This is a genomic window from Pseudomonas sp. PDM22 (genome assembly GCF_014851965.1).
In the GTDB taxonomy this organism is placed as follows: Bacteria; Pseudomonadota; Gammaproteobacteria; order Pseudomonadales; family Pseudomonadaceae; genus Pseudomonas.
On record NZ_JACVAR010000005.1, the window covers coordinates 535,725 to 548,956 of the forward strand.

Genomic DNA, 13,232 nt, shown 5'->3' on the forward strand with positions numbered 1-13,232 from the left:
TTACCACTGGTAACCGAGACCGACTGCGACGCCGGCTTCACCCTGGCTGCTGGTACTGCCCTGCAGCTTGGTGACCCACTTGCCGTTGTCGGAGATACGCGAGACGCCAATCGCCAGCGCACCCTGGCCGCGGTAGTTGCCCAGCCCGACGGTGGCCATGCTGGCTCCGGCCGAGTGCGGCTGCGGCAGGGTCGCCATGGCCATGGCTCCGGCGATACCGGCGCTGAGGATGTCGTCCTGTTTCTTCAGGTCGTGGCGCAGCGCGTTGTAGCGGGAGTCGGTGTAGTCGTAGAACTGGTTGGAGATGTCACCCATGCTCTGCTGCAGCTGGCTGACGTTCACCGCGTCGGTCGGCGCGGTGCCGGCGGCAAGGTTGGTGATCTGCCGCTCGTTGCCGGCGCTGCCCACCGAGACGCTGTTGGCGCGGTCGGCCACCGAGTTGGCGCCCAGCGCCACCGAGTTCTGCGCCTGGGCGCTGGAGCCGTTGCCCAGCGCCGTGGCATTACTGCCGCTGGCCCGCGCACGGGTGCCGATGGCCGCACTGTTGTTGCCCGAGGCCTCCGCTCCCGCGCCGCCGGCCACCGCATCGGTGCCGGTGGGGCTCGGCTTGGGCAGGCTGCTGCTGTTGTTCACCTGGAACATGCCATCGGTGCCGTTCTGCAGCTGGGTGATGTCGGTCTTCGCCTGGGTGACGCGGTTGTCGACGTTGTTGATGGTGCTGTTGACCGTGTCGCCGTGGTCGCGCAACTGCGAGACGTTGACCGCATCGGTGTCGGCCTCGCCGGCCTTGACGTTGGTGATCTGCCGTTCGTTGCCGGCGCTGCCCACCGAGACGCTGTTATCGCGATCGGCCACCGAGTCGGCGCCCAGGGCCACGCTGTTGGTGGCTTCGGCACTGGCTCCGGCGCCGATGGCCGAGCTGCGCTCGCCGGTGGCGGCAGCACCCTCGCCCATGGCCACCGAGGAACTGCCAGTGGCGCTGGCGCCGGTGCCCACCGCCGTGGCGCTGTCAGCGCTGGCGGTTGCATGGCTGCCGATGGCGCTGGCATTGCTGGCACTGGCATTGGCGCCATCGCCCATGGCCAGGGAGGACGTCCCGGAAGCCTGGGCGGCCGGGCCGACGGCGATGGAATCGGCGCCGCTGGCGATGGAGTCGGGTTTCTGCGAATTGGCGTGGAAGTACCTGATGCCGCCCAGGGTGATGTTGTTGATCTGGGTGGTCACTTCGTACAGCTGCGAGCCGTTCACTGCGTCGGTGGAGGTGGAGTTGACATCACCGGCGGCGACGTTGGTGATCTTGTTCGGCCCGCGCCCGCCGTGGTTGGCGCTGAAGGCCCCGTTGCCGCCATTGGCGGTCGGGTCCCAGAGCAGCGCATCCTGGCTCAGTTGGTCGGTGCGGTCGGAGACCCCCTTGAGTTGCGAGACATTCACCGCGTCGGTCTCATCCGCGCCTGCCGCGACACCCGTGACACGGCGGTTGCCGACATTGACTTCACCTGTCGCACTGCCGCCCACCAGATACGCCTGATGTCCCAGGGTGCTGCCATCGGCGACGGAACCTGCGCCCAGCGCCACGCTGCCGTCATGGCTGGACACCGCGCCCATGCCAATGGCGACGGAGTCCTGGCCGAGCGCCGCCGAATCAGTGCCGGTGGAGTTGGCGTGGAAGTACTTGGTGCCCGTGTTGTAGATATTCTCGACGTGGTCGCCCAGGTTGGAGACATCTCCTTCCACGTTGGTGACGCGGCCACCCAGGTTCGTCACCTGAGTGTTGGTCGCGGACAACTGCGAACCGTTCACTGCATCGGTGGAGTTGTCGTTGATATCGCCGGCTGCGACGTTGGTGATCTTGTTCGGCCCGTTGCCGTGGTGGGTGGCGCTGAAGCTGTTGCTGCTCCAATCCCAGAGCAGCGCATCCTGGCTCAGTTGCTCGGCGCGCTCGGCTCGTTCGGAAACACCCCGCAGTTGCGAGACGTTCACCGCATCGGTGTCTTCGGCGCCGCCGGCGAGGTTGGTGATACGGCGCTCGGCGTTAGGAGAGCCCACCGAGACCTCGCCGCTTGCCCGGCCCCTGGCCGGTTGGCCGCCACCCATGAAGGCCTCCAGGCCCAGATTGGCACCGGTGCTGCTGCCCGCCCCCAGCGCCACGCTGTTGGTGGTGCTGGCGGTGGCATTTTGTCCCAGAGCCAGGGAGCCTTCAGCGGTGGCCCGTGCTTGGTAGCCCACCGCCGTGGAACCCGGGTGGGTGGCATAGGCGTCGTCCACCGGCAGGCCATTGTCATTGGTGCGAACATAGCGGATGCCGCGTCCGTTATCGGCAACGTTGGCGTCGCTGTCGTTGCCGAAGACATTGTTCACCCGGTTGTCGACATGGGTGACTCGGTTGTCGACCTGAGTGACGCGGTTATCGACGTTGGTGACACTCTCGTTGGTCTCGTTGAGCTGCGACATGTTCACCGCGTCGCTGTCATCCGCACCACGGGCGACGTTGGTGATCTTCGTGCCACCGGTCCTGGTCACCGAGTTGTAGGTATCGCCCTGCATCACCACCTTGTTGTAGTTGATGGTGCCGGTGACCGGGTTGCGCTCGTACTTGACCGCGCCGGCGTCGCCGTCGGCCACCTGGTCGCCCAGGGCTTTCAGCTGGCTGACGTTGACGCCGTCGGTATCCTGCGCGCCAGCGGCAAGATTGGTCAGGCGCCGGACGATGGGAGTGTTGGTGGTGTCGCCAGCACGACCGATGGAGAACTCGCTATCGGCAACACTGCCGGCAACGCTGGTGGCGCCAGCCGGAACGTAGGCAGTTTCCGTGCGTATGCTTCTGCCGGCAGTGCTGGTGCTGTTGGCGCCCAGCACGATGCTGTTCAGCCCGTTGGCTTGCGCACCATTGCCGATGGCCACCGAGTTGGAGCGACTGGCTGAGCTCGCGTTGCCCAGGGCAATTGCGTTACTGGCATCCACCGCAACACTGCTGCCGTTGCCCAGCGCCATGCCGTTGCTGGCACGGTCACCGACCATTGCCTTTGTACCCAATGCCACCGTGTTGCTCGCGCCGACTCCGATCTGACTGCTACTCCCCAGGGCCAGGCCATTGCTGGAGTTGGTACCAACCACGGCAGAGCTGCCCAGCGCTACGGAATTGGTCGCGCCGGTCACGGCGGATGTGCCCAGAGCCAGCGAGTTGTTGGCATTGGCAGTCGCGCCCTTGCCAAGGGCTGCAGCGTTCTGGGCACCGTCGGCGATCAGGCTGCCGCTGCCCAGCGCGAGGCTGTCGGTGGCGCTCTGGCCGACCTTCGCAGCGCTGCCCATCGCAACGGAGCCCGCTGCACCCGCCACCGAACTTTCGCCCAGCGCCGTGGACCGGGAAGCTTGAGCATTGGCTCCGAAGCCCAGCGCTGTCGCTTTGTTGGCGTCCGCGGCAACCTGGCTGTTGTTGCCCAGCGCCATGCTGTCGGTGGCGCCGTGATTGACGGCCGCGCCATTGCCCAGCGTGAGCGCGTCGTTGGAAAGGGTCTGCGCGCCGTTGCCGATGGCGATGCCCTTGCTGCCCTGCACCAGGGCGTTGTTGCCCACGGCCAGGCCCTGGCTCGACTCGCTGCCGACCTTCGCCCCTGTCCCGAAGGCGCTGGCATACTGGCTCAGGCTCTGGGCGTTGTTGCCGATGGCGATGGCATCGGCGCCAGTGGCGCTGGTGCCATTGGCATCGTTGACGTTGCCGATGGCCATGGAGTTGCTTCCATCGATCTTGTTGTTCAGACCGATTCGGCCGCCGTTGACGAAGAGTTCGTTGCCCAGGGTCAGCGAATTGGTGCCGTCTTTCTGCACTCCGGTGCCGTAGAAAAGCACCCGCCCAGTCTGGGTCGACTTGTCATCTGACTGGCACTTGGCGTTGTTGCCGTCATATTTCCAGCCCATTTCTCCGGTCATGCCGGTGTCATGCATGAAGTTGCAGCCAATGTCGGTGCTGTCGTTGACGTACAGACCGGGGTTACCTGCCACCGCACCGACCATCCCGCTGACGGCAAGGCCGACGCTCAACGCCAGCAGAGACAGGGCCTGCATTAACGGACGCCCCGCGCCGGCACCGCGATGACCACTCTTGCCGACGCGACTGGTCAGCTCCGAGGCAACACACCAGGCAGCGCGACTGCGCGACCACACCAGACGATAAATCCTGTTCATGAGAAGCTCCTTCCAGGGGCGCTGCCCCCGGATTCAGCAAAGGGAAATCAGCGGGAAGACAGCTGCAGGGCGCGGCTGGACTGGATCAGTTGCGGGCGTTCCATGGCCGTCGGGCGCGACTGCTGCAGCGCGCGCTCGTAAAGGCGCAGTGCCCCGGCGTGGTCCTGGCGGACGTAGTCGAGGTAGCCACCGGCGAACAATCCGGCCTCGGTGCGCAGGTCACGCTTGACCGCGTCGGGGGCCTGCAGGCCATCGATCTGGGCGAACACCGCGGAGCTGTCGGACTTGCCCTGGAACAGCGCGAGCATGGCGCGCTGGTGCTCGTCGACCGGTTTGATGGCACGGGCGAGTTTCTCCACACGCGCCTTGGTGACGGCCGGCTTGACTCCGGCATCGCTGGCCTGGCGGGCGGTTACCCAGAGGTTCCAGAGGCCGGCGTAGGCCTGGACCTGCGGGTTGGGGGAGGTCTTCTGCAGCTCTGCGAAGGCTTTGCCGGCCTGCTCGAAGCGGCCCAGCGCGGCCAGGTTCACTGCCGACGGCAAGGCGATCACCGCCGCCTGGTCGCTGCCCTTGAGGGCGTCGTAGAACTGCCGGGCGCGCATGTGGCGGCCGCCGGCATCCTCGATGAAGGCCTGCTCGGCCAGGGCGCGGCTGCCGCCCTGCCCTTGCGCGCCGGCTTCGCGCAGCAGCGCCTGGGCCGAAGCGAGGTCGCCTTCGAGCAGTTGCTGGTGGGCCAGCAGCACCAGGGGTTGTGCGACGGTTTGCGCGGGCGCCTGCGGCACCGGTTGCGCCGGGCCGGCCAGGGCCGACCCCGTGGCGACCAGCAATGCCAGGGCGATGGTGGAAAGCTTGCCGGAGCGACTGCGATCGGCGGTTTTCGAGAGAGGGTTCATGGCGGCAACTCCTGTAAATGTTCGAGTTGCCGTCATGCTAGGAATGGCGCGTGCGGAGCGAACTAGGAGTCCTCCCCGCCCCGGCATCAGAGTTGTTCCGCAATCAGCTGGCCGCCAGGCGCAGCTCCAGTTCCAGATCGATGGCCAGGTGCTCCGCGCTGCGCTGGATGCCCATGCGCGCATTCAGCCGCTGCGCCAGGCGCAGGACGTACTGCTGGAGGATGATGCTGTTGCCTCCGCCCACACCACTCAGCTCCAGGCGCACCAGCAGTTGCCCCTGCTGCACCGCCCGGGCCGCAAGCATCACACCCCGTGGCGCGACAAGCAGCTCCAGCGCGCCGTTCAGCCAATGGGAAAACAGCTCTGCATCCAGCCAGCTGCGCAGCCGTTCGCTGCACTGGTTGTCGAAACGGCAGGCCGGGTACTGAGCCAGGCCGCGCTCGATGAGGTCCTCCAGGTCACAAGGCGTCAGCGACGGTGCGGGGTGATCCTCTTCCGGGTTGCTGGTGCTCTTGAGCCGACGCAGCGCTTCGACGACTCCGTCCAGGCCCGGTGTTGCCGGGTGCAGTTCGAGCCCGTCCAGGCGGGAGTGCAGCTCGTCCAGCGCTGCCGTGCTGATCTCGCGGAGCCGGTGCAGCCCGGCTTCGGCGGCCAGGGCGCGGTCGCGCCATTCGAGCAGCTCGTCCTCGCTGTCGGTAATGTCCTGCAAGCCACCCAGCACGCCGCTCGGCTGGCCGCTGGAGTCGCGGCAGGGCACCATCCAGTTGTGCAGCACGCGATGCCTGCCATGCAGCTCGGCGCGCAGGGTGAAGGTCACCGGAACACCCTTCTCTATCACGGTCTGGAAGCGGCCCGGCAGCGACTCGCGATGCTGTGCCGGCAGCCAGGTGCTGCCGGCCAGCGTGGCGCCCAGCGCTTCGTCCGCGCTGACCTGGTGGAAGTCGAGGAAGCGCTGGTTGCAGAACAGCAGGCGGCTGTCGACACCCCGCACGAACATCGGGTTGGGCGCGGCATCGACCAGTTCGCGCAAAAGGCCGATCTCGGCGGGCAGCGCTTCGGCCACCGCCGCACCCGACGGATAATCCGCTACCAGGCCTGCACGACGGGCGATTTCGGCCAGCTCGACGTTGGAGCCAACGCGCAGCTTCTCCAGCAGGTGCGCCTTGTAGGTGCTGACCGTCTTGAAGCTGATGCGCAGCTGCTCGGCGATGCGCACGTTCGACTGCCCCTCGGCGATCAGTTGCAGTACCGACAATTCGCGCGGCGTCAGGCTGCCCAGCACATCTCCGGGGCCTGACTGCATGTGCTCGCGGGCGAAGTGGCCGCGCCCGGCGAGCACATCGACGATGGCCTTGCGCAGCAGGGCGGTGTCTTCATGCTTGCTGACGAAGCCACTGGCGCCGGCCTGAAAGCACAGCGGGGCGAAATGCGCCGGGTTCTGCCGGCTGTAGACCAGCACCTTCTGCCGGGCATCGCGAGCGCGCAGGCGCCGCAGCAGGTCGAGCCCGCCTGCCCCCGGCAGGTTCAGTTCGAGGATCACCAGGTCCGGGCGGGCTTCACGCGCCAGGCTCAGGGCACTGGGCACATCGATCGCCTCCGCCGCCACCTCGTGGCCCATTTCTTCCAGCAACGTGCGCAAGGCATCGCGCACTATCGGTGTCGCATCCGCGAGCAAAACCCTGGCCATAGCTACCCTGCCCCGAGCCGGTTTCCGTCCGCAACAGCATAGGCACCGCCGACCATCCACGCAGCGCCTTTATCGAGAAGATCAGCCCCCCGCCATGTCCAGCGCCGCGGCCTGCTCGTCGACCAGTTGGCGGAACAGCTCCAGCGAGCGAGAGCGCGAATCGCTGCGCCAGATCAGCCAGGTGTTCAGCCGGGCGAAGTCGCCGCTCATGGGCCAGGCGCTGACCGAGGCGCTGCCGGGCATGTTGCTCAGCATGCTGCGCGGCATCACCGCCAGGCCGCCGCCGGCGCTCACGCAGGCGAGCATGCTGTGGTAGGACTCCAGCTCGCGGATGGCGCCGGGGGCCGCGCCGTCAGCGGCGAACCAGCGTTCGAAGTGATGGCGGTAGGAGCAGTTGTCGCGGAACACGTAGATCATCTCGCCGTCGGCATCCTGGCCGCGCTGGATCGGCGCGTGGTGTGACGGCGCGACCACCAGCATGTCCTCGTCGAACACCGGCACGCCCTCCAGTGCCGGGTGCTTGATCGGCCCGTCGACGAAGGCGGCGATCAGCTCGCCGGCGATCACCCCGTCGATCATGTCGCCCGACGGGCCGGTGGAGAGGTCCAGCTCCACCTTCGGGTACTGCTGGTGGTAGCGCGCCAGCAGGCGCGGGATGCGCACCGCCGCCGTGCTCTCCAGCGAGCCGATGGGGAAGCGCCCCGTGGGCTCCTTGCCCGACACCACCACCCGCGCCTCTTCCACCAGGCCGAGGATGCGCGTGGCGTAGACGAGGAAGTCGTGCCCGGCCAGGGACAGGCGCAGGCGATTGTTCTCGCGGATGAACAGGTCGGCGCCCAGGTCCGCTTCCAGCTGCTTGATCCGCGTGGTCAGGTTGGACGGCACGCGGTGCATGGCCTGGGCGGCGGCGGCGATGCTCTTGTGGGCAGCCACGGCACAGAAGATTTCCAGCTGGACGAGGTCCATTTCATTCTCCAAACGAGAGCGTAATCGTCATTATTATTCAGTTTTCATAAGCATGATTCAACGCGACACTGGCTCCACATCCTGCAACCCACCCTCCAGGAGCGAGCCATGAGCATCTCCCCGCAGACCCACGCGATCTCCCGCAACCCCACCACCGGCGAGGTGATCGACAGCTACGCCTTCGAATCCGCGCAGGCGCTGGAGCAGTCCCTGGCCCGCGCGGCCCAGGGCTACGCGACCTGGAAGCGCACCCCGCTGGAGCAGCGCGCCGCCGCCCTGGTACGCCTCGGCCAGACGCTGCGCGCCAACGCCGATGCCCTTGCCGCCACTATCACCGCCGAGATGGGCAAGCCCATCACCCAGGCCCGTGGCGAAGTGGAAAAGTGCGCCGGCCTGTGCGACTGGTACGCCGCCAACGGCCCGCAGATGCTCGCCCCGGAGCCCACCAGCGTGGAGCACGAGCGCGCCTGGATCGAGTACCGCCCGCTGGGCCCGATCCTCGCGGTGATGCCGTGGAACTTCCCGATCTGGCAGGTGCTGCGCGGCGCGGTGCCGGCGCTGCTGGCAGGCAACACCTATGTGCTCAAGCACGCACCGAACGTCATGGGCAGCGCCTACGGAATGCTGCAGGCGTTCCAGCAGGCGGACTTCCCGGCCGGCGTGTTCGAGGTGATCAACGTCGGTAACGACCTGGTATCCCAGGCCATCCGCGACGACCGCATCGCCGCCGTCACCGTGACCGGCAGCGTGCGCGCCGGCTCCGCCATCGGCTCCCAGGCCGGCGCCGTGCTGAAGAAGTGCGTGCTCGAACTGGGCGGCTCGGACGCCTTCATCGTGCTCGCCGATGCCGACCTCGACGTGGCCGTAAAGGCCGCCGTCGCCGGACGCTTCCAGAACTCCGGGCAGGTCTGCGCCGCCGCCAAGCGCTTCATCATCGAGGACAGCATCGCCGACGCCTTCACCGAGCGCTTCCTCGCCGCGACCCGCGAACTGCTGATGGGCGACCCGACCCAGGCGCAGACCTACGTCGGCCCTATGGCCCGCTACGACCTGCGCGACGAACTGGACGACCAGGTGCAGCGCACCCTGGCCGAAGGCGCCACCCTGCTGCTGGGCGGCGGCAAGGCCGAAGGCGCGGGCAACTTCTACCAGCCCACCGTGCTGGCGGACGTGACGCCGGAAATGACCTCGTTCCGCGAGGAGCTGTTCGGCCCGGTGGCCTCGATCATCCGCGCCAGGGACGCCCGCCACGCGCTGGAACTGGCCAACGACAGCGACTTCGGCCTGACCGCCACGGTGTTCACCGCCGACCTCGCCCGCGCCCGGCAGATGACCGCCGAGCTGGACGTCGGTGGCGTATTCATCAACGGCTACAGCGCCAGCGATGCCCGCGTCGGTTTCGGCGGCGTGAAGAAGAGCGGCTTCGGTCGCGAGCTGTCGCACTTCGGCGTGCGCGAGTTCTGCAACGCACAGACCGTGTGGGTCGATCGCCGCTAAGCGCTGAGAACGCAACGGCCCGCCATGAGGGCGGGCCGTTCACGTCGCTTGGCCTTAAGGCAAGCTAAACGGTTGTCGGGTCATCGCACGAACCAAGAGCCAGCTTTCCTGCTCGATATCCCGTTCGTGCTGCCAGTCCTGGGCCACGGAATGGAACGTAAGCCGGTTCCAGGACTCCGCAACAGCACCCGCCATAGGGACTACCTGCCCCTTGCGCGTCACCCACAACATTCCCCACCGCGGTGGCAACTGGTAGGGCTGAATGGCCCCCTCGGGGCAGAGATAATAGCGGTACAGCCCCATCCCCAGCGTCTTCGCGGGTGGCTGCTTGCGCGCCGATTCATCGGCATCGGACCAGGCCAGCCGAACCTGAATCGCCACGGATTCGACCCGCTTCCCGACCGCCTTGAACCCCAATACATCGGGCACATGCGCCCCCTTCATCCACTCCCGTCCCAGCAAGCCCAAGTGGCAACCGTGGTTGCACAGCGTATTTCGCCGGGTAAGCCACATTCGGGCAATCTCGCAAAGCTCTGCGTGCGTCATGTCCATTTCTCAGCCAAAACCTCCGCCGCGGATGTCGATTGCCTGCCCGTTGCCGAGCGGGCAAGCGACTCGCGACCGTTTCAATAGCCCATCACCACCATGGGCCTCGCGGACTTCAGGTAGCCAATGCTCCCTGTCGAGTGGTCAACGGAGCCACCGTGGCCGAAGGTACCTAGGAAACACGTCAGCCTTTTCCCAAGCCCCGACCAGATAGGGAGGAATCCATTCCAGCGCCTGGAGCCCTCGCATCGGGAGTAGATAAAATAGCGACACATTTCCGGCAGTACGCCGCTCATTGCAGGCACGTTCCTGAGCGTTCGTCTTGGGCAAAGGAGCGGCGCACCGACACAGACATGATCCAGAGGTGCCGAACGGCGCGGATCAGGTAAAGGAGTTTGCGAAAACGCAAAAGACGCGGGCCGTGAGTGCGTCAACACCCACGGCCCGCTAACCACAACCAGCTATCAAGGAGCTGACCATGGCTGACGCGAATCATACGTCACACACCGCCCCAACTGAACGCCGCAACGCAGAGCGGTTCGTCCCGTTGGACACAACGTCACAACACAGCATCAACCCACGCAATGCCACGCTGTACCTGAACGCGGACGCCCCCGCTGATGCGCTGTATGAGGCGGCGGAGTGTCGCTTGCGGTCCGTCATCGAGCTGCTTACCGCAATGCGCCTGGGCGACCCGGAGCTGAATCCGTACTGCGCGATCAGTCGCTCGTTGTTGCTGCTGGCCTCCGATGCCTGGTCGTTGTACCAAGCGGACTACGAACAGCGAGTGAGGCGGTAGTGAATCGCAGGTAATAAAAAACCCCAGCTCAGTGGCTGGGGTTCTATTTCAATAGAGCATTACAACGGGTTTTCTTTTAGATAAGACCTTAAATCTTCATCTGCAATTCCTGGGGCCCCGGCATTCAACCAAGCCTCAAACTCCCCAGGGTGCGGACTTAAATATTTACCATTCTTTTGCTGGATCGTTGAAATATCACCAAACTCTGACACAAACCTTAGATGATGAACCATCAAAATCCAAACCTTTCTAAGCTCCGGACTCTGAGGAACTCCTTCTGAAGCATCCGAGATATAGACAGAATCACCTTCGACAAAATCAAGAACGTCTTTCACTCTGTCAGAGCCCATTAGGCTTCTGATTACTTCAATTTTATCCATGACCTAGCCTCACTGAAGAAACTTCACACTAGCCCCAGAAACATCAACATTTCTGAAACCCAGTGAGTTCATTGTCTTTCCTAGTGGGGTGCTCCATACAGCCTGCTCTTTAGAAAGCCCCGCAGCGGCACCAGCCCTGAAAGCATCGAGATTGTCCTTTCCTAACTGTGCTGAAACCGTCTTAACCTTATTCGGCCCAACTGTTTCAATTGCTCTCGAAACCATCTCGCTGCCAACACCCTTCCCAGAAACAGTAGTACCGTACCAGTCAATATGCAGGTTTCCATCAGGTGAATAACGAGCCACTAGATCACTTTGAGCAAATTTACTATCTACAACTGCACCTGATTTATCGAATTTCTGTCTAGCGGACAGCTCAACGTCGATATACCCATCTGATTTATTTGCAACTTTTTTTCGAAATTAAGGCCTGTTCTCTCTGCTGGGACAAATCCTTTCGTTGTTGCAGCCCCTTTTGCAACAATCTAATCTACTTTATTACGCATCCTAAGCGCATTTCTCGCCCCACAGGATGGGCAACTAATCAAGCGCTCAAATTCAACTGAGCCCTCATCTTTTTGTATATCGATCGTTTTTAACATCCCTACGAGGCAAACAGGACACTTGACTTCTGCCATTGGGTCCTTCGCTAGAGTTATCCCTGCATCAACCCAACGCCTAGATATCTCTCTACTACTCACTTGGCACCTCCGCTGAGGTACTGGCTGGCTTTTTCAGCAAACTCAAAAGCAGCTTTTGTCTCCTGCGCAGCCAATTCAGCAGACACACCTGCTGAAGATTGAGAAGTACTCAGGCGGTGTAATTCATACAAGACCGTTTTCTGTAGCTCAACTGGTGAACTGAATGCTTCTCTACCGATGAGGAAACCATTTTCACCGAACTTTATCATGCCCGAGGCTGGCAACCCTGGCTCATATTGAATTAATCGCCCTCCAATACTCACCTCTATAGGTGTACCTGCGGCATGAGCAGCTTGAATCTTAGCTAACTCACTAGAGTTAAGAATCAATTTTTCCTCATTAAGAACCCCAGACTCAACTTGACTGAACCCCGGGATCACTTTTGCAACAAATTATCTATTAAGAAAAATCTTCGTTCTCCAATGCCTGCGGCAGGAATTTCTTAGCTCTATCAAGTAACTCATTAAACTCCTCAACCCCAAGAGACAAGTTTACATCTCGCGAATAGAATACGAATTTAATATCACGACTTTCACTCACAGATATCTCCATAAAAGGCTCTTTTTCTCCCGAAAAATACACACATAAATATGGATATTCACTGTGAATATCTCCGACCTTCTCGAAAACTAAATTTTTCATCTACTTTTGCACCCCTCTAAACCCAATGAACTCGCCACTAGCTCCCCAGCTAGCCGCTCTTCCGTCTGGAAGAGTGTAGGTAACCCATCCACTGGGGTACCTGCCGCCAGCTCCCGTAGTTCTTACGCCCCCTGAAGAATCTCTTGAATCGCCTTTCCTGCGACCTCATTTAGCTGAGCATCGGTCCTATATACTTGACGCAACTCTTGAGTTGTCTCAAACCCAAAATACTCAGGATGCTTGGTTACGGCTCTGCCTGCATTACTAATAGTTTGCCCAGCTTTAAATGGTTCTTGGGCAACTTGCAAAAATGCATTGGACTCTTTTGCAACCCATCCGCCTGGAGGTGGGAAAGTCGTTTAGACACTTGGACGGGACAATAACCCCCTACAAATAATATTTTAAAATTATCTTCGCATCTATACTCTGCGCACCAGTACCGCTAGCCAGCTTTATCATTTCAGCTTTAGGTATAAAATTAAACTCCAGAAAATCGATAAATTCTCTCGGAACCCTCCCAGAGTCGACAGCAATAACACCAAATTCATCATGTGCGCTCTCGATCGCCACCCAATCATACATATCATTAAATAAAAATATTGGATAACCCACCTTTCCACCAAAGAAATTCGAGAACTTCCTACTCACCAAATCCGTGTCCTCTTCAATATTTCCCCCATCAAATCGAACACAAGAGCCAGCTATATTTTCTCGACCAGAAAATTTTACATATGGGCTAGAACCAAATGCCGACAAGCTAATCGAAATAAGACCCGAAAACAAAAATAAATAATCAACTATAGGCCTTTCAAAGAACCAGAAAGAAAGCCCCTCCTTGATAAAAACATTTAAAGGAAGATCCCTCTCAAAGAACACAACCTTAGCAAGACCATCTACAACCTTAGACATCTCGCTAGACTCAATCTCTATGATAGCCAT

General features: G+C 61.9%; 11 protein-coding genes. 2 read left to right on the plus strand and 9 right to left on the minus strand.

What is annotated here, in order from left to right; all coding sequences use genetic code 11:
* From IB255_RS20260 to ptrR, 4 genes are all read right to left on the minus strand, one after another.
* Nucleotides 1-4,182, minus strand: coding sequence for a YadA-like family protein (locus IB255_RS20260; RefSeq protein WP_081518312.1), 4,182 nt, complete (start codon nt 4,180-4,182; stop codon nt 1-3).
* A gap of 47 nt (nt 4,183-4,229) precedes the next feature.
* On the minus strand, nt 4,230-5,075 hold the full coding sequence (locus IB255_RS20265) for a hypothetical protein (protein ID WP_081518313.1): 846 nt from the start codon (nt 5,073-5,075) through the stop codon (nt 4,230-4,232).
* Between the two features lie 103 nt (nt 5,076-5,178).
* Nucleotides 5,179-6,762, minus strand: a complete 1,584-nt coding sequence (locus tag IB255_RS20270; protein ID WP_081518314.1) for a response regulator — start codon at nt 6,760-6,762, stop codon at nt 5,179-5,181.
* 81 nt (nt 6,763-6,843) lie between these two features.
* Entirely contained in the window at nt 6,844-7,728 is an 885-nt protein-coding gene (gene ptrR / locus IB255_RS20275; protein WP_081518315.1) for a putrescine utilization regulator PtrR, read from the minus strand.
* A 108-nt stretch (nt 7,729-7,836) separates the two neighbouring features.
* Here ptrR and IB255_RS20280 point away from each other — a divergent pair, with 108 nt between their 5' ends.
* The gene (locus IB255_RS20280; protein WP_081518316.1) at nt 7,837-9,225 is read left to right on the plus strand and encodes an aldehyde dehydrogenase family protein; all 1,389 of its coding nucleotides are present in this window, start codon (nt 7,837-7,839) and stop codon (nt 9,223-9,225) included.
* 54 nt (nt 9,226-9,279) lie between these two features.
* Here the strand turns inward: IB255_RS20280 and IB255_RS20285 are convergent, their stop codons facing one another.
* Nucleotides 9,280-9,777: a hypothetical protein gene (locus IB255_RS20285; RefSeq protein WP_081518317.1), complete on the minus strand. Its 498-nt coding sequence runs from the start codon at nt 9,775-9,777 to the stop codon at nt 9,280-9,282.
* Between the two features lie 472 nt (nt 9,778-10,249).
* Here IB255_RS20285 and IB255_RS20290 point away from each other — a divergent pair, with 472 nt between their 5' ends.
* Complete coding sequence (locus tag IB255_RS20290) at nt 10,250-10,570, plus strand: hypothetical protein (RefSeq protein WP_081518319.1); 321 nt, start codon at nt 10,250-10,252, stop codon at nt 10,568-10,570.
* A 59-nt stretch (nt 10,571-10,629) separates the two neighbouring features.
* Here the strand turns inward: IB255_RS20290 and IB255_RS20295 are convergent, their stop codons facing one another.
* The 4 genes from IB255_RS20295 to IB255_RS20310 form a co-directional block, all read right to left on the minus strand.
* A complete protein-coding gene (locus IB255_RS20295) occupies nt 10,630-10,950 on the minus strand; it encodes a hypothetical protein (protein ID WP_139791573.1) in 321 nt (106 codons plus the stop codon).
* Between the two features lie 9 nt (nt 10,951-10,959).
* Complete coding sequence (locus IB255_RS20300; protein ID WP_139791574.1) at nt 10,960-11,256, minus strand: hypothetical protein; 297 nt, start codon at nt 11,254-11,256, stop codon at nt 10,960-10,962.
* A 391-nt stretch (nt 11,257-11,647) separates the two neighbouring features.
* Nucleotides 11,648-11,980: a hypothetical protein gene (locus tag IB255_RS20305; protein WP_139791575.1), complete on the minus strand. Its 333-nt coding sequence runs from the start codon at nt 11,978-11,980 to the stop codon at nt 11,648-11,650.
* Between the two features lie 700 nt (nt 11,981-12,680).
* Nucleotides 12,681-13,232, minus strand: coding sequence for a hypothetical protein (locus IB255_RS20310; protein ID WP_139791576.1), 552 nt, complete (start codon nt 13,230-13,232; stop codon nt 12,681-12,683).